This is a genomic window from Pantanalinema sp., assembly GCA_036704125.1.
Lineage (GTDB): Bacteria > Cyanobacteriota > Sericytochromatia > S15B-MN24 > UBA4093 > JAGIBK01.
In genome coordinates this window covers 1-25433 of the sequence record DATNQI010000098.1, presented here as the reverse complement: position 1 = coordinate 25433, position 25433 = coordinate 1, and the positions used below count along the sequence as shown (strand labels likewise).

32 protein-coding genes are annotated in these 25433 nt (G+C 67.2%); 18 read left to right on the top strand and 14 right to left on the bottom strand.

Going from position 1 to position 25433, the window contains the following annotated elements; all coding sequences use genetic code 11:
* Nucleotides 1-57: 57 nt before the first annotated feature.
* On the top strand, nt 58-627 hold the full coding sequence (locus tag V6D00_15585) for a hypothetical protein (protein HEY9900599.1): 570 nt from the start codon (nt 58-60) through the stop codon (nt 625-627).
* A 163-nt stretch (nt 628-790) separates the two neighbouring features.
* On the opposite strand, the gene V6D00_15580 is transcribed toward V6D00_15585, so the two are convergent.
* The gene (locus V6D00_15580; GenBank protein HEY9900598.1) at nt 791-2068 is read right to left on the bottom strand and encodes a HAMP domain-containing sensor histidine kinase; all 1278 of its coding nucleotides are present in this window, start codon (nt 2066-2068) and stop codon (nt 791-793) included.
* A gap of 129 nt (nt 2069-2197) precedes the next feature.
* Between V6D00_15580 and V6D00_15575 the strand changes: the two genes are divergently transcribed.
* Nucleotides 2198-2617, top strand: coding sequence for a hypothetical protein (locus V6D00_15575; GenBank protein HEY9900597.1), 420 nt, complete (start codon nt 2198-2200; stop codon nt 2615-2617).
* On the top strand, nt 2614-4014 hold the full coding sequence (gene purB / locus V6D00_15570) for an adenylosuccinate lyase (protein HEY9900596.1): 1401 nt from the start codon (nt 2614-2616) through the stop codon (nt 4012-4014). The genes V6D00_15575 and purB overlap by 4 nt, the downstream gene beginning before the upstream one ends.
* On the opposite strand, the gene V6D00_15565 is transcribed toward purB, so the two are convergent.
* On the bottom strand, nt 4011-4499 hold the full coding sequence (locus V6D00_15565; protein HEY9900595.1) for a rhodanese-like domain-containing protein: 489 nt from the start codon (nt 4497-4499) through the stop codon (nt 4011-4013). The two genes, purB and V6D00_15565, sit on opposite strands and share 4 nt — an antisense overlap.
* Before the next feature lie 153 nt (nt 4500-4652).
* Between V6D00_15565 and V6D00_15560 the strand changes: the two genes are divergently transcribed.
* The 5 genes from V6D00_15560 to V6D00_15540 all read left to right on the top strand — a co-directional run bounded on the left by V6D00_15560 (nt 4653) and on the right by V6D00_15540 (nt 8740).
* On the top strand, nt 4653-6146 hold the full coding sequence (locus V6D00_15560) for a hypothetical protein (protein ID HEY9900594.1): 1494 nt from the start codon (nt 4653-4655) through the stop codon (nt 6144-6146).
* Nucleotides 6147-6241: 95 nt separating this feature from the next.
* Entirely contained in the window at nt 6242-6523 is a 282-nt protein-coding gene (locus V6D00_15555) for a hypothetical protein (protein ID HEY9900593.1), read from the top strand.
* Entirely contained in the window at nt 6516-7367 is an 852-nt protein-coding gene (gene aroE / locus V6D00_15550) for a shikimate dehydrogenase (protein HEY9900592.1), read from the top strand. Before V6D00_15555 ends, aroE begins: the two co-directional genes overlap by 8 nt.
* 47 nt (nt 7368-7414) lie before the next feature.
* Nucleotides 7415-8392, top strand: coding sequence for a bifunctional riboflavin kinase/FAD synthetase (locus V6D00_15545; protein HEY9900591.1), 978 nt, complete (start codon nt 7415-7417; stop codon nt 8390-8392).
* A gap of 48 nt (nt 8393-8440) precedes the next feature.
* Entirely contained in the window at nt 8441-8740 is a 300-nt protein-coding gene (locus V6D00_15540) for a late competence development ComFB family protein (GenBank protein ID HEY9900590.1), read from the top strand.
* Here the strand turns inward: V6D00_15540 and V6D00_15535 are convergent.
* Nucleotides 8737-9153, bottom strand: coding sequence for a hypothetical protein (locus tag V6D00_15535; protein ID HEY9900589.1), 417 nt, complete (start codon nt 9151-9153; stop codon nt 8737-8739). The genes V6D00_15540 and V6D00_15535 overlap by 4 nt on opposite strands.
* A gap of 122 nt (nt 9154-9275) precedes the next feature.
* Here V6D00_15535 and hemC point away from each other — a divergent pair, with 122 nt between their 5' ends.
* The 4 genes from hemC (at nt 9276) to V6D00_15515 (ending at nt 12000) form a co-directional block, all read left to right on the top strand.
* On the top strand, nt 9276-10202 hold the full coding sequence (gene hemC / locus V6D00_15530; protein ID HEY9900588.1) for a hydroxymethylbilane synthase: 927 nt from the start codon (nt 9276-9278) through the stop codon (nt 10200-10202).
* A gap of 58 nt (nt 10203-10260) precedes the next feature.
* Nucleotides 10261-11028 carry a uroporphyrinogen-III synthase gene (locus tag V6D00_15525; protein HEY9900587.1) on the top strand — a complete coding sequence of 256 codons (768 nt, stop codon included), beginning with the start codon at nt 10261-10263 and terminating at the stop codon, nt 11026-11028.
* 78 nt (nt 11029-11106) lie between these two features.
* Nucleotides 11107-11631 (top strand): hypothetical protein, encoded by a 525-nt coding sequence (locus tag V6D00_15520; GenBank protein ID HEY9900586.1) that lies wholly within the window; start codon nt 11107-11109, stop codon nt 11629-11631.
* A complete protein-coding gene (locus V6D00_15515) occupies nt 11632-12000 on the top strand; it encodes a hypothetical protein (GenBank protein HEY9900585.1) in 369 nt (122 codons plus the stop codon).
* 6 nt (nt 12001-12006) lie between these two features.
* Here V6D00_15515 and V6D00_15510 read toward each other — a convergent pair whose 3' ends face one another.
* Nucleotides 12007-12948 (bottom strand): alpha/beta hydrolase, encoded by a 942-nt coding sequence (locus V6D00_15510; GenBank protein HEY9900584.1) that lies wholly within the window; start codon nt 12946-12948, stop codon nt 12007-12009.
* Between the two features lie 105 nt (nt 12949-13053).
* Here V6D00_15510 and V6D00_15505 point away from each other — a divergent pair, with 105 nt between their 5' ends.
* The gene (locus V6D00_15505; protein ID HEY9900583.1) at nt 13054-13728 is read left to right on the top strand and encodes a YkgJ family cysteine cluster protein; all 675 of its coding nucleotides are present in this window, start codon (nt 13054-13056) and stop codon (nt 13726-13728) included.
* Nucleotides 13729-13864: 136 nt separating this feature from the next.
* Here the strand turns inward: V6D00_15505 and scpB are convergent, their stop codons facing one another.
* From scpB to smc, 3 genes are read right to left on the bottom strand one after another with little or no spacing between them, the layout of a single operon-like run.
* Complete coding sequence (scpB, locus tag V6D00_15500; protein ID HEY9900582.1) at nt 13865-14416, bottom strand: SMC-Scp complex subunit ScpB; 552 nt, start codon at nt 14414-14416, stop codon at nt 13865-13867.
* A complete protein-coding gene (locus V6D00_15495) occupies nt 14394-15176 on the bottom strand; it encodes a segregation/condensation protein A (protein ID HEY9900581.1) in 783 nt (260 codons plus the stop codon). Before V6D00_15495 ends, scpB begins: the two co-directional genes overlap by 23 nt.
* Nucleotides 15167-18658 carry a chromosome segregation protein SMC gene (smc, locus tag V6D00_15490; GenBank protein HEY9900580.1) on the bottom strand — a complete coding sequence of 1164 codons (3492 nt, stop codon included), beginning with the start codon at nt 18656-18658 and terminating at the stop codon, nt 15167-15169. Before smc ends, V6D00_15495 begins: the two co-directional genes overlap by 10 nt.
* 195 nt (nt 18659-18853) lie before the next feature.
* Here smc and V6D00_15485 point away from each other — a divergent pair, with 195 nt between their 5' ends.
* Both V6D00_15485 and V6D00_15480 read left to right on the top strand, forming a co-directional pair.
* Nucleotides 18854-19081 (top strand): AbrB/MazE/SpoVT family DNA-binding domain-containing protein, encoded by a 228-nt coding sequence (locus tag V6D00_15485; protein ID HEY9900579.1) that lies wholly within the window; start codon nt 18854-18856, stop codon nt 19079-19081.
* A complete protein-coding gene (locus V6D00_15480) occupies nt 19078-19467 on the top strand; it encodes a type II toxin-antitoxin system death-on-curing family toxin (protein ID HEY9900578.1) in 390 nt (129 codons plus the stop codon). Before V6D00_15485 ends, V6D00_15480 begins: the two co-directional genes overlap by 4 nt.
* Before the next feature lie 76 nt (nt 19468-19543).
* Here V6D00_15480 and V6D00_15475 read toward each other — a convergent pair whose 3' ends face one another.
* Genes V6D00_15475 through V6D00_15465 form a run of 3 tightly spaced genes read right to left on the bottom strand, consistent with a single transcriptional unit; the run spans nt 19544 to nt 20409 of the window.
* Entirely contained in the window at nt 19544-19915 is a 372-nt protein-coding gene (locus V6D00_15475; GenBank protein ID HEY9900577.1) for a type II toxin-antitoxin system HicB family antitoxin, read from the bottom strand.
* Nucleotides 19915-20169, bottom strand: a complete 255-nt coding sequence (locus V6D00_15470) for a type II toxin-antitoxin system HicA family toxin (GenBank protein HEY9900576.1) — start codon at nt 20167-20169, stop codon at nt 19915-19917. Before V6D00_15470 ends, V6D00_15475 begins: the two co-directional genes overlap by 1 nt.
* A gap of 54 nt (nt 20170-20223) precedes the next feature.
* Entirely contained in the window at nt 20224-20409 is a 186-nt protein-coding gene (locus V6D00_15465) for a hypothetical protein (protein HEY9900575.1), read from the bottom strand.
* A 151-nt stretch (nt 20410-20560) separates the two neighbouring features.
* Here V6D00_15465 and V6D00_15460 point away from each other — a divergent pair, with 151 nt between their 5' ends.
* The 3 genes from V6D00_15460 to V6D00_15450 are packed head-to-tail and all read left to right on the top strand — an operon-like array spanning nt 20561 to nt 22196.
* Nucleotides 20561-20821 (top strand): hypothetical protein, encoded by a 261-nt coding sequence (locus V6D00_15460; protein ID HEY9900574.1) that lies wholly within the window; start codon nt 20561-20563, stop codon nt 20819-20821.
* Complete coding sequence (locus V6D00_15455; protein ID HEY9900573.1) at nt 20814-21095, top strand: type II toxin-antitoxin system RelE/ParE family toxin; 282 nt, start codon at nt 20814-20816, stop codon at nt 21093-21095. Before V6D00_15460 ends, V6D00_15455 begins: the two co-directional genes overlap by 8 nt.
* A gap of 6 nt (nt 21096-21101) precedes the next feature.
* Nucleotides 21102-22196, top strand: a complete 1095-nt coding sequence (locus tag V6D00_15450; GenBank protein HEY9900572.1) for a hypothetical protein — start codon at nt 21102-21104, stop codon at nt 22194-22196.
* Between the two features lie 17 nt (nt 22197-22213).
* Here V6D00_15450 and V6D00_15445 read toward each other — a convergent pair whose 3' ends face one another.
* From V6D00_15445 to V6D00_15430, 4 genes are all read right to left on the bottom strand, one after another.
* On the bottom strand, nt 22214-22636 hold the full coding sequence (locus V6D00_15445; protein ID HEY9900571.1) for a type II toxin-antitoxin system VapC family toxin: 423 nt from the start codon (nt 22634-22636) through the stop codon (nt 22214-22216).
* The gene (locus tag V6D00_15440) at nt 22614-22871 is read right to left on the bottom strand and encodes an AbrB/MazE/SpoVT family DNA-binding domain-containing protein (GenBank protein HEY9900570.1); all 258 of its coding nucleotides are present in this window, start codon (nt 22869-22871) and stop codon (nt 22614-22616) included. The genes V6D00_15445 and V6D00_15440 overlap by 23 nt, the downstream gene beginning before the upstream one ends.
* A 343-nt stretch (nt 22872-23214) precedes the next feature.
* The gene (locus tag V6D00_15435; protein HEY9900569.1) at nt 23215-23649 is read right to left on the bottom strand and encodes an excisionase family DNA-binding protein; all 435 of its coding nucleotides are present in this window, start codon (nt 23647-23649) and stop codon (nt 23215-23217) included.
* A gap of 74 nt (nt 23650-23723) precedes the next feature.
* Nucleotides 23724-25181: a sugar transferase gene (locus tag V6D00_15430; GenBank protein HEY9900568.1), complete on the bottom strand. Its 1458-nt coding sequence runs from the start codon at nt 25179-25181 to the stop codon at nt 23724-23726.
* Nucleotides 25182-25433: the final 252 nt, after the last annotated feature.

Genomic DNA, 25433 nt, shown 5'->3' with positions numbered 1-25433 from the left:
TCGCTTGCTTCCGATTTAGAGTCGAGAGGCTTGCCGGAGCGAAGAGGGGGGTGCGCCATGATCGCATTGCAGGGTGACTGGGACGCGGGCTACGCCATCCACACCTACAACCAGCCCGATGGCGCCCGGACCCTGCTCGGCGAGGCGATCTATCGCTACCAGTACCGAAAGCAGTGGTACCTGGTCGATAGCCTGGCGCGCTGGGCGCAGGCCTTCATCCTGGCGACGCCCGAGATCAAGGACATCGACCTTCTGGTGCCGGTGCCTTCCAGCCGGGTGCTCTCCGACTACGACCCCTCGTCGCTCCTGGTGGACTGGATCAGCCAGCTGACCAACATCCCGCGGGCCATCGGCATCCTCAACCGCTACGGCCTCATCTCGGAGTACTCGGAGCGCTCGGTGGACGGCTCGCGCGGCGGGATGAACGTCAGCAGCCCCGATGCGGTCAAGGAGAAGCGGATCCTCCTGATCGACGGCATCTATTGCTCGGGCAGCACCCTCGAGGCGGCCTCCCGCGCCCTTCGCAAGGGCAGCGTCGCGTCGGTCACGGCCCTGGTCTTCACCAAGATCGATCGCCACTCGCTGGATTCCTACGGCTTCGCGCAGTACGACCAGGGCGGAGATTAGCGCCAGCGGCTCTTTCGCGACTACCTTTGCTCCCTTCCTGGAGATGGGTTAGCATGGAATTCCTGAACGGCGGAAGGGGGTCTTCCTCGACTGCCAAGACGACGCCCGGAATCCCTCGTGGTTCCGGGCGTCGTCTTTTTTCTCCCCGCCGGGGGGCGGGGATTCAGGCCCGGCCCCACTGGGTGGTGGGAAGGGTGACGTAGAAGGTGCTGCCCGCCCCCGCCCGGCTGGTCAGCCCGAAGAGGCCGCTGTGGGCGGTGACGAGCTGCTTGACCTCGGCCAGCCCCATGCCCTCGCCCGGCACGTCGTGGCGCCCGCGGAACCCCGGCTGCTCGATGCGGGCCTGGTCCTCGATGGGGATGCCCGGCCCGGTGTTCGAGACGTAGAGGGTCGCCCAGCCGTCCGAGAGGGCGCACCACAGCTTCACGTGCGCGAGCTCGGGGGCGTACTTGTTGGCGTTGTCCAGGAGGTGCGCGAGCATCCGCTCGAACACCTCCTCGGCCATGGGGACCTGCACCCCCTCCTCGGCGCTCACCCACGCGAAGGTCTGCCGGCGCTCGGCGAAGCGCGGGCTGAAGCGCTCGGCCAGGCTATCGAGCATGGGGGCGATCGCCGTCAGGCGCTCGCGGGCCTCGCCCTGGTTGCCCTTGATGCGGTGGATCTTCTCCTTGAGGAAGTTGGAGATGAAGGTGATCTGGCGATCGATGGCCGAGACCCCGTGGAGGACGGTGGGGTTGTCGGGAGCGGCGAGCTCGAGCTCCTCGTTGACCAGGCTGATCGCCTGGGTCGCGTTGCGCAGATCGTGCACGATCTGGCGGATCAGGGCCTCGCGCTCCTTGGCGATCTCCTCGGCGAGGATCTTCTCGGAGTGGATGGTGGCCTCGCGCTGGATGAGGCGCTGGTTCTCGATGGCCAGCGCGATCAGCTCCGCGATCCCGATCAGAAGCTCGTGGTCGTCCTCCTGGTGGTCGTGGTCGGGGTGGCGCCACAGCAGCACCAGCACGCCGCTGGGGGTGCCCTGGTGCATGATCGGGATGGCCGAGCAGCAGGTCGCGGCGTCGGGCTGGAAGAAGGCGGCCTCGGGGAGGGTCATGGCCTCCTGGGCGAACCGGACCAGCGAGACGGGGCTGCCCTGGACCAGGGTTCGCGTCAGGAAGCTCTCCTCCTGGACCATGGGCCAGCGGGTCTCGGCGTGGATGGGCGTGAGCTCGACGCTCGCCGAGAGGGTGAAGTGGCGCGCCCCGTCCACCAGGAAGAGCCCCGCGAAGTCGGGCTGCAGGAACTGCCAGGTCACGTCCACCGCGTCCTGGAGGACCGCCGGCAGATCGAGATCCGAGCGCATGGCCTTGGCGACCTTGAGCAGGATCTCGGCGCGCTGGCGCAGCTTGACCTCGCGCTCGAGCGCCGAGACCGCAGAACCGGGTGACGTCGGGTGCTCCATTGATGGCTTCTTCCTTTCCCGCCCCGATTCTACCGGGTCCGATCGCGCCGGGGCAAACCTCGCTCGCTTTGCCTTGACAGGCGCTCGCTTCAGTTGCGATCATCGTGGGACTTGGAGTTTTAACACGTGATGGCTTCACTGCTCACCCTCTTCGCCCGCGCCGTGCTGGTCCAGCTGCTCGTGGGCGCCCCCTTCGGAATCCAGGACTTCTCGGCGGCGCTCGAGAGGACCCACCAGCCGCTCGTCGCGTGGCTGGTCGCCTACGCCTACGGCTGCTTCCGCGCGGTCGGGCTTCCCTGGGTGCTGGGGGGCCTCGCCATCGGGCTGAGCGAGAAGCCCGGGCGCATGGGGGCGATCGCGATCGCGGCCCTGCCGGTGGCCCTCGTCGCGGGTGGCTACTTCGCATGGGTCGCCGGGATGGAGCGCTCCCGGATGCTCGGCGGGATCGCAGCCCTGTGGCTGCTGGGGACGGTGGTGAGCCTGGTCGGCTACGGCCTGGGCCGGATTTTGCGGCAAGCCCGCCTCAATCAGCAAGAAGGACGATCATGAATCTTAGAGCTCTCTCTCCGCTCGACGGGCGCTATGCCGCCAAGGTCGGCGCCCTTTCGGACTACTTCTCGGAGTTCGCCCTCAACCGCTACCGGGTCATGGTCGAGGTCGAGTATCTGATCGCGCTTCTGGGCGCCATCTACGGCACGGACGTGGGCCGCGTCTTCCCGGTGGACGCCTTCGAGCGCCTGCGCGGGATCTACGCCGGCTTCTCGGAAGCGGACGCCCGGGCCATCAAGGCGATCGAGCAAAAGATCAACCACGACGTCAAGGCGGTCGAGTACTTCCTCAAGGATCGCCTCCGCGAGTTCCCGGGCTTCGAGAACGAGATCGAGAAGGTCCACTTCGGCCTGACCTCGGAGGACACCAACAACCTCGCCTACGCCTGCATGCTGCGCGACGCCCTCCAGGACGTCATGCTGCCCGCCCTCGGCGAGGTGCTCTCGGCCCTGGTCGGCCTGGCGAAGGCCACCAAGGCCGTCCCCATGCTCTCGCGCACCCACGGCCAGCCGGCGAGCCCCACCACCGTGGGCAAGGAGCTCGCGGTCTTCCTGTCGCGCCTCGAAGGGGAGCTCGTGACCCTCAAGGACTTCCGGCTGTACGGCAAGCTCAACGGCGCCACCGGGACCTTCGGGGCGCTGGTCGCGGCCTACCCGAAGTTCGACTGGCTCGCCTTCTCGGGCCACTTCGTCTCGCAGCTGGACCTGCTGCCCAACATGATCACCACCCAGATCGAGCCCCACGACCGGACCGCCGAGCTCTTCGACCAGCTGCGCCGGATCCACAACATCCTCCTGGACCTGGACCAGGACATGTGGCGCTACATCTCGGACGGCTACTTCCGCCAGCGCCCGGTGGCCGCCGAGGTCGGCTCCAGCGCCATGCCGCACAAGGTCAACCCGATCGACTTCGAGAACAGCGAGGGCAACCTGGGGCTCTCCAACGCCCTCCTGGGGTTCATGGCGGACAAGCTGCCGAAGAGCCGCCTGCAGCGCGACCTGTCGGACTCGACGGTGCTGCGCAACGTGGGGGTGGCGTGGGGCTATGCGCTCCTGGCCTACCGGAGCACCGTCAAGGGTCTCGAGCGGCTCGCGCTCGACGGCGATCGGGTCGCCGGCGACCTTTCCGATCATCCCGAGGTGCTCGCCGAGGCCATCCAGACCATCCTGCGCGCCCAGGGCCACCCGGCCCCCTACGAGGCGCTCAAGGAGACGACTCGCGGCGAGGCGGTGACCATGGAGGTGCTGCACACGCTGATCGACCGGCTCGAGATGGACGAGACGACCCGTTCGCGGCTCAAGGCCCTGAGGCCCGAGGGCTTCACGGGGTATGCCGAGCGGCTCGCGGACATCGGGATCGCGGCGAGCGAGAAGCTGCTCGAAGAGCTGAAGGCCTAAGGGCGAGCGCTCGTCACCATGGGGTAGCCCAGCTGCTTCCACCTGGGAAGGCCGCCTTCCAGGGCGTAGGCCCGGGGGTAGCCGTGCTGCTTGATCAGCTTGCTCGCCGCCACCAGGCTCAGGTGGTCGTTGGGACAGCTGCAGTAGCAGACGATCGCTTTCTCTTTGGGGAGCTTGCCGAGGGACTTCTCGAGCTCGTGGTTGGGGACGCAGATCGCCCCGATGATGTGCTCCTGATCGTAGGGGCCCGCGCCGCGCACGTCCACGAGGAGCGCCCCCTCGAGCTTCCTGGCTTCTTCGACCGTGATTCGCGGCGCGTCGAGCGCCTCCTCCTGGGCCGGCATGGGCGAGAAGAGGCCCATCACCGTCTTGATCGCGCCCAGGCGCGTCAAGCCGTAGGCGCCCGCCAGCACGAGAACGGCGAGCAGGGCGGCGCCTGCGGCCCGTCGGGCCGTGAGGCGGGGTCTGGAAAGTGGGTTCGACATGCCCCTTGATATACCCCAGCCCGCCTCGGCTGTCCATCGGTGCGACCGAGCGGCCTTTTTTCACCTAAATTTAGGGCTCCATTAGGCTGCTCCTTACCGAATTGACGGCTTATTGACCGACAAGGACATGGCACCCCTCGCTCGGAGGATCCCATGGCCGTCTCGCTCGCCTCGATCAACCAGCAGCCCCGCCGCGTCGCGGCGCTCGGCGGCGCGAAGCCGGCCAGCTGGCTGGCGGGCTCGCAGGGCGAGGCGCTCCTCAACTCGAGCAACATGCTCCGCGACACCTTCGTGCGCACCGGGTCGGTCGTCACCAACCTCGACAGCGCCGTCTCGAACGCGGCCACCCGCCCCGTCTCGCTGGCGGACGCCTCGCGGGACCTGGGCAACACCCTCAAGACCGTCGACAAGCTGGGCAAGGAGATGAACACCGTCCTCGGCCGCGGCAACCAGGCGGCTGCGGGCAAGGCCTTCGTCGGCATCACGACGGTGACCGACACCGCCGGCGCCTTCGCCGACCTCTCGCGCTCGCAGGCCGCCGCCGCCCGCGACCTCGCCGAGCTGCAGCGGGTGCTCGCCGACCCCAGCGCGACCAGCGCCCTCAAGCTCGCCGCCACCGCGCGCGCCACCCAGAGCGCCTCGATCTACGTGCGCCACCAGCAGGGCGCCATCAACGCCATCAAGGCGGCCGACGCCCACTACCTCTCGAACCCCACCTACCAGCGCATGACCAGCGAGATGCGCGACTCGGGCCTCGTGCGCTTTTTGGGCAAGGTCGATGAGGTGCTCAGCCCCGGCGTCCTGAAGGCCGCCCAGGTGGCCGGCACCGGCGCGGGCCTCGTCCTCGGCGTCGTCGCCGTGCCCACCATGGTGAAGAGCGTCGGCACCACCTACGACCGCCTCAGGGACACCCTGGCGGACCAGGGCGCCACCCGGGACCAGAAGGTCGACGCGCTCGCCGACCTGTCGCGCGCGACCGCCGGCACCATCCAGGGCGTCGAGGGCGTGCGCCTCTCGCTGACGAGCCTGGGCGAGCTCGCCGCCGGCAGCCGCCTGTTCGGCGGGGTCATGGGCCGCCTGCAGGGCGTGGGCGTCCTCGCCAAGGCGGGCGCGTGGTTCACCCGCTTCATGCGGGTGCTCTCGCCGGTGGCGGACATGGGGATGCTCGTCGCCGACGGGGTCAAGCTCAAGCACGTCTTCTCGGATCCGAACGCCGGCGGCTGGGACAAGGCCCGGGCGATCCTGAACGTCGGCCTCGACGGCCTCAAGCTCGCTTCCTGGCTCATCCCCGGGACCGCCGCCCTTCGCACGGCCTACATCGGCGCCTCCTTCCTCCAGCTGGGCCTCGCGGCCTACGACTTCGGGCACTCGATGGGGCCCGCCCTCAAGAAGGTCGGCGTCGCCGCGGCCAACACCGTCCTGCACCCCGTCGACACCGCCCGGGCCGCGGGCTCGGCCCTCGGCGAGGGGATGCTCTTCGTCTCGAACACGGTCTACGGCGCGGCCGCGGCCCTCGAGCAGGCGGTGCTGCACCCGGTCGAGGCGGCCAGGGAAATCGGCCAGACGGCCTCGGGCGCGATCGCCAAGGTCCGCGAGGTGGGCGGCGTGTTCCGCGACTCGGCGGCGGCGGTGAAGGCCGCGCCCTAGCCGAGGATTCGAACGTTTAGATTTTTTAAGCTTCTCGAACGGGGGGGGAGGGTACAAAGCCCGTGTCCCCCGTCCACGAGAAGGAGCAAGCCTGCATGAACCTGATGTTGAGCGAGAAGGCCCGCGGCAACGCCTACCTGGCGTCGATCATGCTGGCCTCGCTCGTGGTGAGGGCCTTGATCGGCCTGATCCGGCCCGAGCTCGGGCTGGCCGAGACGGCGCTCATCGGCTTGACGACGATGCTGCTCGCGGGCCCCGGCCTCTATCGCATGCTCTTCGACGCGCCGCTCATCAAGCCCGAGAAGCGCCTGCCCTACGTGGCCCTCTCGGCCACGGCAGCCGGCATGTTCCTCTACTTCATCGCCCTCCATGCCTGATGCCCACACCTTCCTGCTGGGCCTGATCGGCCATCCGCTGGGCCACACCCTCTCGCCGCGCCTGCACCGCTCGGCCCTGGCCCATGCCGGCCTCGACGGCGTCTACCTGGCCCTGCCCACCCCAAGCGAGCGCGTGGAGGATGCCGTGCGCGCCGTGCGCGCCTGGCGCATCCGGGGCCTCAACGTCACCCTCCCCCACAAGGAGGCGGTGATCCCCTTGCTGGACGATCTCACCTCGCGCGCCCGGCGGGTGGGGGCGGTCAACACCCTCTTCTGGGACGGCGATCGCCTCGTGGGCGACAACACCGACACGGCCGGCTTCGAGGCCCTGATCGAGGGCCTGCCGGTCGCGGGTCGGAAGGTGCTGGTGCTGGGGGCGGGCGGCTCGGCCCGCGCGGTCGCGGACGTCCTGGGCGAGCAGGGCGCGCGCGAGGTCGTCTTCGCGGTGCGGCGAGAGGGGGCCTCGCGGGACCTGGTGGAGAGCTTCGCTCGGGCCTTCGGCGCGACTTGCTACCGCGAGATCCCCTGGGAGGCGCTCGCCGAGCACCTGGGCGAGGCGGCCCTGGTGGTCAACACCACCCCGGTCGGCATGTACCCCGACGGCGATCGCAGCCCCCTGAGCCCCGAGCAGGTCGACCTGCTCGGCGCGGGCTCGGCCGTGGTCGATCTGGTCTATCGCCCGGCGGCGACCCGCCTGGTCCAGGATGCCCGCGCGCGCGGCCTGACGGCCCGCAGCGGCCTGGTCATGCTCGCGGCCCAGGCCTCGGCGGCCTTCGAGCGCTGGACCGGCGCGCGCGTCCCGCTCGAAGTCTGGCTCGGCGCGCTGGACGAAACCCGTGGTTAGTGCGGAAGCGCCGAGCGGCTCAATCCGGGTATAATGGGGAGCCGTTCATGACCCAATTCAAGGGACGTCCCGTGGAAACCATCTTCCTTCACTACCCCGATCTGGCGCTCGAGCGCCCTTCCATCCCCTCTGTCGTCGCCATCGGGATGTTCGACGGGATCCATCAGGGCCACCGGGCCGTCATCGCCCGGGCCAAGGCGATCGCCGCGCGCGAGGGCCTGCCCTGCGTCGTCTTCACCTTCGTGGGGCACCCGCGCGCGGTGCTGCGGCCCGACTTCCCGGTGCCGCTCATCACCACCTGGGACGAGAAGCAGGCTCTCTTGGCCGAGCTCGGCGTGGACGTCGTGATCGGGGCCCACTTCACCCCGGCCTTCTCCGGGATCGACGCGCGCGAGTTCATCCGCCGCATCCTGGCCGAGCAGCTCGCGGCGCGGCACGTGGTGGTCGGCTACAACTTCGCCTTCGGGCATCAGCAGTCGGGCAACGTCGAGACCCTGCAGGCCCTCGGTCCCGATCACGGCTTCTCGGTGACGGTCGTTCCGCCCTGCACCCTGGACGGCGCCCCCGTCTCGAGCTCGCGGATCCGCAAGCTGCTCGCCACCGGCCACGTCGAGGAGGCGAACCACCTGCTCGGGCGTCCCTATTCCCTCTCGGGCCCGGTGGTGAAGGGCGATCAGCGCGGGCGCCTGCTGGGCTTCCCGACCGCCAACGTCTCGGCCGATCCGCAGAAGCTCCTGCCCGCCTACGGCGTCTACGCCGGCAACGCCCGCTGGGATGGCCGCTCGAACCCCTGCGTGGTCAACCTGGGGATGCGCCCGACCTTCGATCCGCCGCAGCTCCGCATCGAGGCGCACCTGCTCGATTACGCGGGCGATCTCTACGACCGCGCCATGACCCTGGAGCTGGTGCACCGCCTGCGCCCTGAGCAGGCCTTCACCTCCATCGACGCCCTGGTCTCCCAGATCCGCGCCGACGTGACCCGGGCCGCCGAATTGCTCGGAGCCTCGGGGGTCCCCCGCGCCTAGTTCTCTGGTATGATTTCCCGAGGAAACTTTCGCTAGGGAGTTCATGCCGTGAAGTTACACAACGTCATGGAAGACCAGGTCGAGGCCGCCCTGGCCGAGCTGATCGTTCGGTCGCCGGATGCTTGCGCCTGCGATCGCTGCCGCGTCGACATGATGGCCTTCGCCCTCAACAACCTGCCCCCGCGCTACATCGTGGACGAGTCGGGGGCCATGAACGGCTACCTGGAGGCCACGGCGGCCTCCCTGCGGGCGGACGTGGAGTACTGCGTGTCCTGGGCGATCCAGATGATCAGCGCCCGGCCGCGTCACGCGCGCGCGCGCGGCGTGCTGAGGGTGCTCGGCGACTAGTTCGACAGGGCGCCCATGACCTGGTGAAGGCAGGGCCCGTAGCGGCTGTGCAGCATCCGGTAGCCCCGCGCCTCGGCCAGCGCCTCGACGTGCGCCGCAGGGGCCTCCCCCACGCTCGCCACGATCACGGTCATCCCCCGGGGCAGCTGCGCGAGCGCCTCCGGGGCCTCGTGCGCCTGGGCGAAGAAGAGGATCGCGTCGGGCGAGTGGCGCGCGATCGTCGCGGCGTCCAGCCTGGGCACGCTGGTGACGGCGTAGCCCTGGCGCTCCAGGTCGAAGCGGGTGGCGCGCCCCCATGCGGCGGCGTCCATCCTCAGCAGGATCTTTCCCTTGCCGCCGGATGCGGGCCGGGGGGGGCGCGGACGGCTCAGGCAGGGGATCTGCTCGACTTTTGCGGGGCGCTTCGATCGCATCCGTGTCCTCCTGCGCGATCCATACCCCTGGCCGGGCGCGCCAAACGGAGCGAACGAGACGTTTACGGCGCCGGGCGCCCTTGCTAGACTGGATCAAACCCCCCTTCTAGCGAGGATTTTTCATGCAAGGCCGTCGAATCAAGGTAGGGACCCGGGGGAGCGCGCTGGCGCTCTGGCAGGCCAACTGGGTCATCAGCCGCCTGTGCGCGGTGGCCCCGGAAATCTCGTGCGACATCGAGATCATCCGGACCGAGGGCGATCGCCGCCAGGACGTGCCGCTCGCGGCGGTGGGCGGCCAGGGCGTCTTCGTGGCGGAGCTGGAGGCGGCCCTCTTTGAGGGTCGGGTCGACATCGCCGTCCACTCGGGCAAGGACATGCCGAGCTCCGTGCCTCCCCACCTCATGCTCGGGGCCTTCATGCCGCGCGAGGACGCCCACGACGTGATGGTCTCGCTCAAGCACGCCTCGATCCACGACCTGCCCGACGGCGCCCGCATCGGCACGGGCAGCATCCGCCGCGTGGCCCAGCTCAGGCACCACAACCCCACCTGGCGCTTCGAGGACCTGCGCGGCAACCTGGACACCCGCCTTTCCAAGCTGGAGCACCAGGACCTGGATGCGATCGTGCTGGCGGCGGCGGGCCTGATCCGCCTCGGCTGGGAAGAGCGCATCACCGCCCGCATCCCCATGGGGGTGTGCCTGCCTGCGGTCTCGCAGGGGGCGGTCGCCGTCGAGCTGCGCGCCGACGACGCCGCGCTCGCCGAGATCGTCGCGCGGCTGGACGACGCGAGCACCCGCGCGGCGGTGGTGGCCGAGCGCGCCCTGCTTCGGACCATGCAGGGCGGCTGCCAGGCGCCCATCGGGGCCCACGGCCGCCTCTTCGGGGATCACCTCCACCTGGAGGGCGTGGTGGCGGCCCCGGACGGCTCGCGCCTGATCCGCCGCACCCTGGAAGGCCCCATGGCCAAGCCCGAGGTGCTCGGCGAGACCCTGGGCCAGGAGCTGCTGGAGCTGGGCGGGCACGAGCTGCTCGCCATGCGCACGGTGTGATCATCCGATGCGGGGTTCTTGGATTCTTACTCCCCGCCCCACCGGGGGGCGGGGATAAATGGTGCGACCTCTGGAGGGTCGCCGGGTCCTGGTGACCCGGCCCCGCGAGCAGGCCGCCGAGCTGGTTTCGGGCCTCGAGGCCCTGGGGGCCGAGGTGCGGGTGATGCCGACCATCGCCATTTCCCCGCCCGGGGACCGGGCCCCGCTCGATGCGGCCCTCGATACGCTCGACGCCTATGCCTGGGCGGCCTTCACCAGCGTGAACGCGGTGGAGGCCTTCTTCGCGCGCCTGCGCGAGCGCGGGGCGCGCATGCCCTCGACGCTCAGGGTCGCGGCGGTGGGCGATCGCACGGCCGAGGCCCTGGCTTCTCAGGGCCATCCGGCGCACCTGGTGCCGAAGGTGGCGACCGCCGTGGGGCTCGCCGAGGCCCTGCGCGCCGAGGAGGACCTGCACGACAAGCGCTTCATCTTCCCGCGGGGCGATCGCGCCAGCCAGACGCTCGCGACCCTGCTGCGCGAGGCCGGAGCCCGGGTGGAGGATCCCGTCGCGTACCGGACGGTTCCGGGGATGGATGCCGAGGAGGCCGGGCGCCTGAAAGAGGCCCTGCGGCACGGCGGGATCGACTGGATCGCCCTGACCAGCCCCTCGACCTGGATCGAGCTTCTCGAGGCGATCGCGCCCGAGCGGGTGCCCTCGACGGTGCGGCTGGCGGCGATCGGCCCCTCGACCGCGCGGGCGATCCGGCAGAGCGGGTACGAGGTCGGCTGCGAGGCGCGGGAGCCGGGGCTTGCTGGCTTGCTGGAGGCGATCGCACGGGCGAACTGACGCCTCGAGAACGTCAGGTGAATCACTATTATTCACTTTCTTGTTGAAAGGTGAATCGGATTCGCCTATGATGAGGCCATGGCAAAGCGGGAAATCGCCTCGGTCGATACCTCTTTCTGGGTTCATGCCGGCATGGTACGGGCCCATCCGGAGCTGCTTTCCGAATTCGACGTGACGGTCACGCGCGCCGTCAGCGACGAGCTCGGAGTGGGCGATCGTACCCCGAGCTCGGTTTCCGGGCAGGCCCTGCAGCTGGCGCTCCTCTCCGGAACGGCGCGCGCGCTGGATCCGGGGGGCCCCCTGATTCCCGAGTTTCATGCAGGTGAAAAGGCGGTCTTGAGCCTGGCCACCGAGCAGATGGGAGATTTGATCCCGCTCATCGACGAGACGAAGGCCTACCAGTGGGCGGTGAAGAAGGGCTTGCCGGTGATGAGCGTTCCTCTCTGGTTGGCCATGCGCACCATCAGGCTCGAGGAGGATCCGATGGTCGCCGTTTCGAAGATCAAGGCGCTGGTACAGGGGCGGCACATCTCAATGCTGCTGGCCCATGAGCCCCTGGCTCTGCTGGCGGTGCATGCCGCTCGAATGGAAGGGAGAAGTTAAATGCCGTCGCGCATTCCGACCGTGCAGGTCCGCTTCTCGGATCCGCGCATCAACAAGATCCTCGATGTCCTCGCCAGGTCCACCGAGGCCCACTCCAAATCGAAGCTCCTGGAGACGCTGAGCGTCGAGCCCATCATGCGGGCCTTCCAGGTGTGGCTGGCCAAGCGCATCGAGAACGGAGCCACCTATTCCGAGCTTCATGCCGAGACGGGCCTTCCGGTTCCCGAGCTGATGAGCGTGGTCGAGCCGAAGCTGGAGCTGGACGAGGCGGAGATCACCCGCCACCTGGAGGCCCTCACGCGCAAGACCGGGGTCGACGTTCGGCGGCTGTGGGCAGAGGCGCCCGGTTACGAACTCGGGCCGCGCTAGCGTAGGTTAGAGGTGCTCCTCGAACCACTCGCAGGCGGCGATCGCGGTCGGCTGGTGGAAGAGCAGGGTCAGGTGGTTCTTGCGCGGGATGGTGACCAGGTCAGCCGGGCCGGGAAGGGCATCGAGCAGCCGGTAAGCCGTCTCCAGGGGCACGACGTTGTCCCACTCGCCGTGGATCAGCCGCGTCGGGATGGCCGAGAGCTCGCTGGCCTTGGCGAGCGGGTCGAGCGCCTCGATCAGCTTGCCCACCGACTCGTAGCACTCCCGGTCCAGGAGGGAATAGGCCTTCTCGTCGTCGAAGCGCACCGGGTTCATCAGGATGCCGAGCAGGTGATCGACCGAGGCCTCGGTGAGGGTCGGCACGAGGGTCGGGTGCAGGAGCCCGAGGGCCTCGGCGAGGCGCGATCGCTCGGAAAGCTCGACCTTGAGCGGGGTGGCGATGAGGACCATGGCCTTGAGCCAGGGGGCCTCGAAGGCCGCGTGCAGCCCCATGACGCTGCCCAGGCTCATGCCCAGGTAGCCGATCCGATCGGGGTCGACCCCCTCGAGCCGGCGCAGGTGCGAGAGGACCAGGGGAACGCACCCCAGGCACGAGGGATAGCCCAGGGGCCGGGGATTGTCGCCGTGGCCGTCCAGCTCGAAGGTCATGACGGTGATGCCGCGCGCGAGCATGGTCTCGATCAGGCGATAGTTGGGCAGGAGCAGGTCCGCCCCCGTCCCGTGGCCCAGCAGCACGGCCTGGCCGCTCGCCGCCTTGGGGCGGAAGAGCATGCCGGGGATCCGGCAGTCGCCGGGGGTGAGCACGAGGTGTTCGGTGGTGTGAAGGTCGGCCGGCTCGGGGGTGACGAGGCGGCGCGTGGGGTCCAGGTCGTAGTGAAACGTGCTGGCCAGCGTCGTGGCGATCCACCGATAAGGATTGAAGCCCTTTTCGATCGTCTGCGCGTTCATGGTCCGATTATAGGTCGGATCCCGGGCAATGCAACGTACGAGCGAGCGGTATCGGCCACGCCGGGCAGCGTTGACGCTTCGGGCCATCGCTGGCAGACTGGCGGGATGGACGCCGCGCACCTGAAAACCGTCATCCGCCAAAGCCGCCAGCTGCTCGACAAGGTCGGCAACGTGGGCCAGAGCGGCCAGTGGGATGACCTCTACACGGTCCTGGACTACCTCTGTTTCGCCTTCTCCCAGGCCTACCCGACCTTGCCCTGCAAGGCGGGCTGCAGCCACTGCTGCGAGGAGATCCTCTTCAGGGTGTCCGAGCTGGAATGGCGGGCGATCGCGCGGCACCTGGATTCCACCCTCTCGATCGAGGTTCGCGAGGCGCTCAAGGAGCAGGCCCGGGCCGTGTACGCGCCCCACCGGGCGCAGCTCGAAGCGCTTTCGGCCTTCTGGGCCGGCTCCGAGTTCGGAGAGGAAGGGGCCCCGCACGAGGGCCTGCCGGTGCGCTGCGCGTTCCTCGACGAGGAGGGCCGGTGCGGGGTGTACGAGGTGCGGCCCGTGGTCTGCCGCGCCTACGGGAGCTTCGGGGTGACCCTCGGCCAGCAACCGACGATGCTGATCTGCCAGACGTTCGGCCCGGCCTTCATCCAGGAGCTGACGGTGCTCGGGGAGGAGACCCTGACCCTGGCTCCGGTCGAGGTTTTCTACCAGAAGCTCGAGGAGCTCGAGCCCGGGGCCCGGGTGGCGCCGATGCCCCTGTGGCTCTTGCGGTGGGCCGAGAACCAGTAAGGAACTTGATTAGATCCCCCCACCCCTCTCGCGCCTAACAAAACCAGGCATTTGTTGGGTATGGCCGCTGTAAGCGGCTTGATGGAACAGTTTTGTTAGACGCTCAACCCCGCCCCACCGGGGGGCGGGGGATCTGTTATTCGGATTTCAGGTCGTCGGGGTTCAGGTTGGAGAGGTGGGTTGCCACCAGCTCCTTGTCCAGCTTGAAGTACTCCGCGAAGCGCGGGGTGGTCTTGAGGTTGAACGAGCGGCCCTGGGGGATCTTCTCGATCAGGCCCTGCTCCAGCAGCTCCTTGAGGTGATCGTAGGCGCTCGAGCCCCGCAGCTGGATCAGGTCCGTCTGGATGATCGGCTGCTTGGCGGCGACCAGCGACAGGGTCCTCAGCGCGCCCTGGCTGAGCTCCATGGGCACGATCTGCTCGACCACCTTGGAGTAGGTCGTCTTGACCGCGATCATCCAGCCGGCGTCGGACTGGTCGATCTCGAGGGCGGTGCCCTCGCGGCTCTGGTAGTCGGCGATCAGCATGTTGACCGCGTTCTGCAGCTTGCGCTTGCCCTCGCCCGTCAGCTCGACCAGCTCGTCCAGCGAGAGGGGCTTGTTGGTCGCGAAGAGGGCGGCTTCGACGTGGGGCTTGAGGTCGTGAGCGGTGAGCTCGGCGTAGGCTTTACGCCGCGCGGTCTTGGCCATGGGAGATCGTCTCCTCCGGATGGATCGTGACTTCCTGGTAGAAATCGTCTTGGTGGAGCGTGATCTTACCACGCGAATCGAGGAAGAGCAGCGCCAGGAAGGCCCCGCGCGGATCCGGGCACTGGTCGAGCACGCCCGCGAGGGTGAGGATCCCGCTGTCCGTGAGCCACTCGCCCAACAGGGCCGAGAGGTGCTCGATGTCGCCCTCCACGTCCTCTTCGTGGGTCATGTTGATGACGTTCTGGCGGTTCTCCTCCGGGGTGCTCCGGCTGCGCCGCATGGCGTTGTCGGCGGAAAGCGCCCCCTCGCGCTCCAGGGCCTCCAGGCGCTGCAGCTCGGCGATCAGTTCCACCAGGGTGGTGGCGCGCTTGCGGGGCTGCTTGGCGCTGTTGCGCCGCGCGATGGCCCGATCGAGGATGTTGGCCGGCGGCCGGATCACGAGCTGGTCGCCGTCGTCGTCGTAGTCGACCGTGTCGTCGCCGAAGAGGTCCTCGACCTCCTCTTCCTCCTCCAGGGCCTCGCTCTTGAGGCGCAGCAGGACCGCGGCGTAGAAGAGGGCCCGCCCCGAGAGGCGCAGGTCCGTCTCCCGGGTCACGTCGAGGGTCCTGAGGTACTTGTCGGTCACGTCGACCACGTCGATGTGCCAGGGGTCGATCTGGCCGGACTTGGCGAGCTCGACCAGGATCTCGATCCCCTTGTTGTTCGACGTGACGATGTCGAAGGGAGTGACCTCGGGCTGGTTCGCGTCCTCTAGCTCCATTTGACCCCCAGGACCCGCGTGGCGCCGTCGGTGCGCGCCGAGATGCCGATGGTCTGGTCCGAGCGCTCCAGCATGGGGCGCCGGTGCGAGATGACGATGCACTGGGCGTGGGTGGTCTGCTTCTGGATCATGACGGCCAGGCGCTCGGCGTTGACCCCGTCCAGGGCCGCGTCCACCTCGTCGAAGGCGTAGAAGGGGGCGGGCATGTAGCGCTGGAACGAGAAGAGGAAGGCGAGGGCCGTCAGGGACTTCTCGCCGCCGCTCATGGCCTCCAGGCGCTGCATCTTCTTGTCCTTTGGCTGCGCGCGGATGATGAGGCCCCCGTCGAAGGGATCCTCCGGGTTCTCGAGGTGGAGGTGGCCCGTGCCCGCGGCCAGCTCGGCGAAGATCTCGGCGAAGTTGACGGCCATCTGGTCGTAGGCCTTCATGAAGCTGGCCTTCTTCTGGGCGGCGATCTCGTCGATGCGTTCGAGGATGGTGAGGCGCTCCTCGCGCAGCTTGCTCACCTTCTCCTGCAGGTCGGCCTGGCGCGCCGCCTCGCGGTCGAAGGACTCGATGGCGAGCATGTTGACGGGCTCCATGTCGCGCATGCGGCCCTCGAGCCGGACGATCTGGCGCTTGAGCTCCTCGGTGGACTGCTCGGCGGGCTGCTCCTTTGGCGGCTCGATTCCGTTAAGCCAGAGGTCGTCCTCCATGGCCTGGAGCTGGGGCTGCAGGGAGGCGATCTGCTCGCGGGTGGCCGAGACCCCTTCGAGCAGGCGCTCCAGCTCGCGCTCGCGATCGCTGACCTTGCGCTCGGCGACCCGGACCTCCTCGGCCTTGCGCTCGCGCTCGAGCTGGAGGCTGCCGATGCGATCGCGCAGGGCGTCGCGCTGGCGCTCCAGGGCGCTGAGCTTGTCCAGGCAGGCCTTGAGGGTCTCCTCGCTGTTGGCGACCTTCTGGGCGATGGTGACGAACTCTTCCTTTCGCCGGTCCACCTCGATCTGGATCTGGGCGATGGCCTCGGTGCTGCTTTCGCTCTCGAGCTGGATGCCCTTGAGCTCGTGCTCGCAGTTGTTGATCAGGCCCTCCAGCCGCTTGACGTTGAAGTCGTGGCTGTTGACCAGGCTCGAAAGCTCCGCGACCCGCTCGTTGTCCAGGAGCTCGTCGATGTCCGAGATCTCGAGCTCCAGCTGGTTCTGCCGGTCCTCGAAGACGAACAGCTGCTCCTGCAGCTTCTCGAGCCGCTCCTCGATCCCCTCGGACTCGGACTCCTCGATGGTGATCTGGCTCTCGAGGGCAAGGATCTGGTCCTTCAGGGCCTGGAGCCTGCGGGTGCGGTCCTGGAGCTCGAACTGCTTGCCGCGGATCTGGTCCTGCCAGTGCCGCTGCTGCTCCTTGGCCTTCTCGGCGTCCTGGGCGATCGCCTCCATGACGGCCTTCTGGTGGGTCAGCTTGGAGACGGCCGAGTCGAAGGCGCGCTTGGCCTCCTCGAGGTCCTTGGCGAGGCTCGCGGTGAAGCGCAGGCCCGACCCCTTGCCGTCCGAGCCGCCGGTCATGGCACCCGAGCGCTCCAGCAGGTCGCCCTCGAGGGTGACCATGCGGTAGCGTCCGATGTGTGGACGGGCGCTGGCCATGTCGCGGACGACGAGCGTCTCGCCGAAGGCGAAGTGGAAGGCGGCGGCGTACCTGGCGTCGAACTTGACGAGGTTGACGGCGTACCCGATGAAGCCGGGTTCGCCGGTGGGCATCAGGCGCCTGGGCGGGTTGAGCTTGTTGAGGGGCAGGAAGGTGGCGCGGCCCGCCCGGTTGCTCTTGAGGATCTCGATGCCGCGAGAGGCGACGCTGTCGTCGTCCACCACGACGTTGCGCAGCTTGGCGCCGGCCGCGATCTCGAGGGCCTGGGTGTACTGGGGATCGACCTCGCCCAGCTGCGCCAGGGTGCCGTGCACGCCCTTGAGCCCGGCCGAGAGGACCGCCTCGACGGCGCGGCCGAAGGAGCCCTCCCCGGCGGCCTTGAAGGTGGCGTCCGCGCGGAAGTAGGCGTCGCGGGCCTTGTCGGTTCCGCGGCTCAGCTCTTCGACCGAGGCCTGGGCCTGGGCGTAGCGCTCGGCGATGTGCGCGCGCTCCTTCTCGTAGTCCTGGATGCTCTCCTGGTAGTCGTTGACCTCGGCCTGCAGGTCGATGGCTTCCTTGTCGAGGCCCTTGATCGCCTCGCGGTGGGTCGCCAGCTCGTTCTTCCAGGTCTCGAGCTTGTCGCCCGAGCGGTGGCTGGCGTCCTCGATGCGGACCTTCTCGCGCCACAGCTCGTTGTACTTGTCCTTGACCTCGTTGAGCTCGCGGCGCAGCTCGGTACCCTTCTTGGCGGTGTCCTCGTTGGTCGCGTAGAGGCTCGAGAGCTCCTCGTGGGCCTCCTGCCAGGTCTTCTGGGCGCCGCTCAGGTCCTGTTGGTGGCGCGTCTTGCGCTCGCCGGCCTCGGTCTGGCGGTGCGCGAGGTCCTCGAGCTTGGCGCGGTGGCGCTCGATGCTCTCGAGATCTCGGCGCTCGAGGCGATCGGCCTCGAACTTCTGCTGCTCGAGGTACTCGCGGCCGCTCTTCTCGCGCTCGATCTGGCCCTTGGTCTCCTCGAGCTGGGCCTGGAGGCTCAGGAGCTCGTCCTCGCCCTTCTGCTGGATCGCCGAGGACAGCTCGGCGTACTCGGCCTGGCGCGCCGCGACGACGGCCTTGGCCTCGTCGATGGTGGCCTGGATGGTGCCCTGGCGCTCGTCGGCGGCCGAGACCACGTCCAGGAGGCCCGCGATCTTCTGACGCATGTCCCAGGCGACCGAGAGCTTGGTGAGGGCCTCGAGGCGATCGCGCTCGGTGCGGATGGTCTGGTACTTGAGGGCGTGGTCGCGCTCGCTCTGGAGCTGGACGAGGCGCTCGGCGATCTCGCCGAGGATCAGGGCGCTCTTGTCCTCCTGCTCGTTGACCTTGTCGAGCTCCTTGGTGGCGAGGTTGACGCGGCTGTCGAACTCGGCCACGCCCGCGATCTCGTCGATGATCTTGCGGCGCTCGGTGGGGGTCATGGTGACGATGCGGGTGACGTCCCCCTGCATGACGACGTTGTAGCCGTTGGGGCTGACGTTGTGCATGGCGAGCGTGTCGTGCAGCTCGGTGAGGGTGCAGGCCTTGCCGTTGAGGTAGTAGGTGCTCTGGTAGCCGTTGTCGCTCTCGCGAAGGCGGCGGGCGACCTCGATGGTCTCGGCCTCGGTCTCGCCGCCGAAGCGGATGGTGACCTTGGCCTCGCGGCGGTTGTTGTTGATGTTGATGAGGTCGGTGAGCTTCTCGGCGCGCATGGTGCGCGAGTTGGAGAGGCCCAGGCAGAACAGGACCGAGTCGATGATGTTGCTCTTGCCCGAGCCGTTGGGGCCGCTGATGGCCGTGAAGCCCGCCAAGAAGGGGATCTTGGTGGGCTTGCCGAAGCTCTTGAAGTTGTCGATCTCGATCTCTTTGATGCGCATTCCAGCCTCGGGATCGCCTCAACCCCGCCCCTTGGCAGGATCTCGGCGGCGCGAATGTACCATTTTATCGCGCCGGGGGCTGTGGCGCCGCGCACGGGTGTGAAATTTTGTGGAGCCGGCGGTACTTAAGCTGTTCTTACTGTACGTACATGATGTACGGTGCGATAATCCGGGAGTGATGAGGAGGGTCGTCGAATGCCGAAGATCGCCAAGAACGGAAACTCCCTGACGGTCGCGTTGCCGCCTGCTGAGTTGCTCGCGCTCGGCCTCAAGCAGGGAGACGAGGTCATGATCCGTCGCCGCGGGAGCGTCCTCGAGCTGGTCCCGGTGGAGATGCGGCCCAAGCTGCGTCCGAGCCTGGAGAAGGCTCTGGATCGCACCGTGGAGAAATTCGGCCCTGCCCTGGAGCGGCTCGCTAAGTGAGCGAATCTCCTGTTTACCTGGAGGTCGACGAGGTCGAAGGCCTCCATTCGCGCTTGCTGGAGTTGCACGGCGGCGTGCCTGGTGTGAAGAGCCTCTCGTTGCTGGAGAGCGCGGTCAATCGACCGCGCTTCAAGGCCCACTACGAAGGGGTGGTGACTCAGGCAGGGGCCTTGATGTTCGGCCTCGCCAAGAACCACGCCTTCAACGATGGGAACAAGCGAATCGCCGCCGTGGCGACCGACGTGCTCCTCCAGGAGAATGGTCGGGAGATCGTCTGCGACAACGATACGCTGGCGAGTTTCTTGGAGCGATGCAGCGAGCCCGATTGGACCGAAGAAGCGGTAGTTGCTTTTCTCCGAGAGAACGTTCGGCTTCTGGCGGGTTAGAGCATCTAACAAAACCAGGCATGTTTCGACTGTTGGCCGCCGTGGGCGGCTCGTAGGATATTTTTGTTAGGCGCCCTTAGCCTTCTTGTTTCCGTTTGGGTCGGTAGGTCGTTTCCGCGAGGGTGCGCTCGGCGACCGTCGCGAGGTTCTCGGCGACCCAGGCGTTCAGGCTCTTGCCTGCGCGCTGGGCGGCCGTCGAGATCCGGCGGTGCACGTCGGGGCTCGTGCGGACGAGGAATTGCCCCGAGAAGGGCTTATCGGGCTCCTTGCCCTCCGCGGCGCAGAACTCGAGGTAGTCGTCCACGGACTCGCGGAAGGCCTGGCGCAGCTCCTCCACCGTCGTTCCCTGGAAGGTCACCACGTCTCGGAGGTTGAGCACCTCGCCGTAGAAGAGGCCGGCGTCGTCGTCGAAGTCGATGACGGCCTCGTAGCCCTTGTAAGGTTTCATCATGGTGAGATCCCCGCTTGCTCCAGAAAGCGCCTCATCGCCCTCACGGCCCCTTTTTCCGTTTCACGTTGCGGATGCGGGCGATGGAAGGTCGCCAACTGTCCCCGAAGCGAGATGCGCACCCGTGAACCGCGACCTTCGGTGATGACTGCCCCACACGCTTTCAGGAGAGACTCGATATCCGACCAGGCGATATCCGGTCGCTCCGGCGTCTCATAGACGGCTTGAAGGGTGCGACGTTGCTTGCTGTTCATCTGCAATGATATCACTTTCTGATATTAGATCAATCGATGCAGGGCGTATGAGGGTCAGCGAGGTTGCGCAGGTTTTGCGGTGGGGCTCGGCGTCGGGCGGGGCTTCTTGATCTTGGTCGGAGGTGGGGTCTTGTGGGGCGCGTCCACCTGGATGGCGACCCCGCCGCAGCCCCAGGCGAAGAAGATCAGGGCGAGGGGCAGGACAAGGTTGAGGAGATACTGCAGCCAGTACGTGCGCATCAGAGCCTCCCTTCCGTGTTTATTGATTCAATAATTATATAGTATTATTATATCAAATATTGTTGCTTCTTCGGAAATGAATCGTCCTTGAGGCCAGGTGCCAGGGGGTATATGATGCGGAGGAGCGAGACGTGGCGAGAGGAGCGAAGCGATGACGGCCAGGGACAAGCTTTTGAGTTTGCTGGAAAACTTGCCTGAGCCCATGATCAGCCAGGTGGTGGACTTCATCGAGTTCTTGGCCGACAAGCGGAGGCGCGAGTCGGCCTTGCCGCGTATCCTGGCCGAGGCCCCCTACGATGACGAGCCCACGACTCCGGAAGAGGATCTGGAAGTCGAGGAAGCCCAGCAGGCAGCCCGACGGGGTGATGTCATTTCCGCGGACGACCTGAAGCGGAAGTACGGTCTTGTCTAGCTGGACGTATGTTTTTTCTGGCGTCGCGGATAAGCAGTTCGGCCCTTTGAAAAAACAGGATCAGCTTCGGATTATCCGGGCGCTCGATCGCCTGGTGTTTGAGCTGAACGCTCCCGATCAGCCTCGACAGTCCGATTTGAAGAAGCTATCAGGCAAGGCAAATCAATGGCGTTTGCGAGCCGGTGTGTATCGTGTTCGATTCGAGCAGGATGGCCACCAGTTACTCGTCACGGTCTTGAAGGTTGCACATCGTCGGGAAGCCTACCGAGATTGAACTGACATGCTTCCTGCCTTGCTGAGCGCCGCGACCCTCTCGATCGCCCCCATTCCGGATCTGGCTTCGCGCCTGGTCGCCGATGGCTTCGAGAACGTGGCCGTCGAGACCAAAGGCGATCGCACCGTCGTGTTCTTCGAGGACCGGAGATCGCTCGATGCCAGCGACGGGCTCGCGCAGGTCGCCCGGATGGCGGCAGAGGCCGCGCCGGGCTCCAAGACGATCGAACTGGTGCCCCTCAGAGAGCGGCTCTCGATCATGGGGGTCTCGTTTCCTGCGGACGGCTATCGTGATTTCCGCGCGCAACGGGCTTCCGAGGTGGCGTTCGCCGGGCAGCTCGCCTTCGACCTCACGCCGCCCTCTGCGCCTGCCGCGCTCGAGAATTCATCCACCTGGCGTCCGGAGCTGGCCATCACTCCCGGCTACTTCTTCTCCGATCACCTGAAGGGCTTCATCAACAGCACCGCTCGCTCCCAGATCGCTCCGGGCTGGCATGCCCTGGGGCGCCTGCAGGTGCAGTTCTACCCCACATGGGACGCCACCCCGACCTTCTTGCTGCTGGGTGGCCACCATCCGGTGGCTCCCGGCATCGATGGTGCCTGGTCCATCGGGCGCTGGAGCGCCGAGCGCCATGGGGCCCAGGGAGAGCTTGCGGGTCTGCTCGGTGAGGGCGCCTGGCGCTGGAACCTGCGCGGCACGCTGGTCACGTCGCTGGTGCCTTCGGCTGTTGCGAGCTTGGAGTATCGCCTGCCCTGGGCGGATACCTACGTGCGAGGGGGGGGCGGCTTCTACCCGGCCGGGGACCGGGCCGTGTCCCTGGTCTTCGGGCGCCTGTTCCCGCGCTCGGCGGTCGAGCTGGGGTATTACCGCAGCGACTTCGGTAACCAGCTGAGGGCGAGCCTCACCACTTTCCTGGGGCCGGGGCGGCGGAGCGATCCGCGGCCTGTGCGGGTCGAGGCTCCCGGCTTTTTCGAGGTGGATTACCGGGCGACCGCACCGCAGGGGGCGACGGTCCTGTGGCCCGAGCCCGAGGCGGGCGCGGGGTGGTACCGCCTGACGCCCGATTACATCCGGCGCCACCTCGGAGCCTGGCGGGAATAGCCGCAGGGTTCGAGTTTTCAGCCCTTTTTCGGCTTGAGGGGCAGGGCCTCCTGCCGGATGTCCGTGAGTGGCTCGAACTCGGGGTCCTTGTGGACGAGCGTCGCGTCGAGCAGTACCGCGAGGGCGGCGATCTGGGCATCCGCGAGCGACATGGGGTGCCGGGCCTTCATGCGACCTGATTCCAGGAGCCAGCGCTCGGAGAGATCCGAGCGGACCTCGAGCGGCAACTGCCGGAGCCAGAGGTAGTGCTCGAGCGCCGCCTCCTCGCCCTTGAGGCGGTAGACCCGGTAATAGACCTCGAGCAGGCTGACGCCTGCGATCGCGACGTGGCAGGCTTGCCGGGCGGCGTCCCTGATGATCCCCTCGACGCGATCTGCGCCCGGTTCGTCGTGGAACAGGGCGAGGATGGCCGAGGTGTCAAGGACGAAGCGGGGGCTCAAGGGTTTCTTCCTCTCTCGCCGTCTCGGCCTGCCTCTCGGCGAGGAAGTCGGCGACGGTGCCGAGGCCCCGGCCGCTGCCCCGGAAGGCCTTGAGGGGGTCCGCCGGGAGCGGGAGCACGCGGATTCCCTGCGGGGTTTCGACCCAGGCGAGGACGCTGCCCTCGTCGATGCCGTACTTTCGGCGAAGCTCGGCGGGAACGACGGTCTGGCCGCGTTTCGAGACGGTGGAGTGCATGGCCCCTCCTCTGCTTTTCCGATGAGTGGAGATATGCCAATTCTACAAGGCGATTTTTCGATTTACAAGTCGGACTCGGTCCCACGCTTGATGGTTGTTGATTATACAAAACAGCGTAACGCTTATTTGTATAATCTGGAACGATGGTCCAGCGGGCACTGCAACGCCTGAAGGAGCGGGAACTCATCGAACTGAAAGCAGATGGCGGGTACCACGTTTCCGATGTCTTTTCCCGAGCCTGGCTCAACCAACGAAGCGGTTCTCGTTAGCGAGACAGGATGTTCCGGACGAGCGACGGGTACAGGACGCAGGTGTCCAGGACGACCAGGAAGGCAGACACCGCTCAGTAGAGCTCCAGGTCCTGGCCGAGCTTCTCGAGCTCGTCGAGCCCTCGGAATCGATCCGCGTTGCGTTGATGCTTGAGGTTCAGGACATCGACGAACCTGATTCGCCGGTGCGTGCCGGTCTTGGTGTAGGGAATCTTTCGCTCGTCCAGCAACTTGATGAAGTGGGGCCGTGATACGCCCAGGATATCGGCTGCCTGTTGCGAGGTGAGCTCCTGATCATAAGGCATGACCGTCACGGCCTTGCCGGCGGCCAGCAGGGCGACCAGGTTGGTGAGCACCTCGTAGACGGTCTCGGTCAACTCATGGGCGGTGCCATCCGGGCCCACGAGCTTGGGGCGCACCGGGAACTCAAGGATTTTCACCATGCCCTGGAGCGCATCGTGCTCTTGCTCGGGCGCGAGAATCGGTTCCGTCATGGCGGGCTTGCTCATGGGCTCGTCCTCTCGGTGAACGGGGTGGGAGTTCACTGTATCAGCATATCAAAATAATCGCAATATTCGAAAAACTAGCGGGCGCCCCTGGACTGGAGCACCGCGGGGATGGTCTTGAAGAGGATCTGGAAGTCGAGCCAGAGGGACCAGTTCCGGATGTAGGAGAGGTCGAGGCGCACCACCTCTTCGAAGTCGGTGATGTCGCTGCGCCCCGAGACCTGCCACATGCCGGTGAGGCCCGGCAGGACCTCCAGCCGCTGGCGGTGGTGGGGGCTGTAGAGCTCCACCTCGCGGGGCAGGGGCGGGCGCGGCCCGACCAGGCTCATCTCGCCGCGCAGGACGTTGATCAGCTGGGGCAGCTCGTCCAGGCTGGTGCGGCGCAGGAGGCGGCCCAGGCGGGTCACCCGCGGGTCGCGATCCATCTTGAACATGAGGACGTCCTTGCGCTCGTTGAGGTGGACGATCTTGTCGAGCTCGGCCTCGGCGTTCACGCGCATGCTGCGGAACTTGTACATCCAGAAGGTCCGGCCCTTGACGGTCACGCGCTGCTGCTTGAACAGGACGGGGCCTGGCGAGTCGAGCTTGATCGCAAGGGCGATCAGGAGCAGGAACGGGCTGAGCGCCACGATGCCGAGGGTGGTCGCCGAGACGTCGAAGGCGCGCTTGAGCGCGAACTGGGAGATGCGCAGCCGCGGCTGGACCACCTCGAGCACCCCGTGGCCGTTGTGGGTCTGAAGGGCGATCGGGTTGGTGGTGTTCGTGAAGCCCGAGAGGGCGACCCGCAGGGGCACTCCGAACTTCATGCACGCGTCCAGGACCTCGGCGCGCTCCCTGGCGGGCATGTCCTCGGCCAGGAGGATCTCGTGCACGTGATGGCGCTCGAGGATCGCCTCGAGGTGATTGATGCCCCCCATGTAGCCGTCGTGCATCGGGGCTTTCAGGTGGCCCGGGTAGACCTGCCCCAGCAGGTGATAGGAGGGGCGCTTCAGGCGATGGAAGAGCATGATCGCCTGCTCGTCCTTCCCGATGACCAGGCTGTGGCTCAGCGCGAAGCCGCCCATGCGCAGGGCTTGAAGCAGGTGGTCGATGCCGATCCGGCCGAGGGCGACGAGGGCGAAGCTGAAGGTCCAGAGCAGCACGAGGAAGCTGGGGTGGGCGTGGGGGGGATAGATGCGGCTGCCCAGGTAGAGGATGAGGGCGCCCAGCGAGACTCCCTTCAGGATGGCGAGGAGGTTTCGCCTGCGATCGCCCGCCCCGTAGAGCCCGACCTGCGAGAAGAGCAGGGCCTGGATGACCCAGTAGACGGGGAAGAGCCTGAGGCGCTGCGCGAGATCGAGGCTCGGGGGTCCGAACCAGGTGACGAAGAGCGTGGATCGCACCGCGTGGGCCACGACGACCGAAGCGGCCAGCAGGCCCATGTCGAGCAGGGCCAGGATCGCCACGCGAAGCCTGCGGTACAGGGTGCGCGAGAGCCGCCTCGGCAGCTTGGTCGGGGCGGGGTGGCGGACGTCTTGCTTGAGAAGGGAATTCATCGGTGCTCGGAGGTCCTTGGCCGAGGGTGAGGAAGAACCACAGGATCAATACCCATGCGAGCCGCTATCCTATGCGCTCCCTTGCTTAGAGGCGATGTAGTGGTATTTGCTTATATTATTCACTCTCATTGATATTATATAGTTAAACATTCCCGAGGAGCGCTTGCCATGGGCGCTTCGGGCCGAGCGTAGCGTCGTGAGTTCGTGATGAGTCCGTGAAGAATGGGGTCTGGGCGAATCTCCTCCCCTGAA